This is a genomic window from Actinospica durhamensis, from assembly GCF_018139695.1.
GTDB lineage: Bacteria > Actinomycetota > Actinomycetes > Streptomycetales > Catenulisporaceae > Actinospica > Actinospica durhamensis.
Window position 1 is genome coordinate 1 of record NZ_JAGSOG010000902.1, and the last position, 382, is coordinate 382.

Sequence of the window (382 nt, forward strand, 5' to 3'; positions counted from 1 at the left end):
TCAGCTCCCGACACGTGACCCACACGTCGGGACCTGCCAGTTCACCCGTCCACTCACCCTGCATGACAGCATTCTGGCCCAACCGCTGCGCGGCCGGGCCAGAACAGAGATCTTCATCGGACTTCTAGGCGGTGTTGGTGAATCTGACCATCTATTAATCTCTATGTACGGTCTCTGTGTCCGGGTCATTCCGGGCACAGAGACCGTAGCCAGATCAGTGCACTGACCAGCTCGATTCCGCCTTGGTAGCGGTCGGGGAGCTTGTCGTAGCGGGTCGCGATGCCGCGCCACTGCTTGATCCGGTTGTTGCATCGTTCGATCAGGTTGCGGCGCTTGTACAGTTCGGCGTCGAATGCGGGGGGCCGCCCGCCTTTCGGGCCCT

1 pseudogene is annotated in these 382 nt (G+C 61.3%); it reads right to left on the bottom strand.

Annotated elements, in window-relative coordinates:
• Positions 1-185 precede the first annotated feature (185 nt).
• A pseudogene (locus tag KDL01_RS42760) lies at positions 186-382 on the bottom strand (IS5/IS1182 family transposase); the annotation flags it as partial.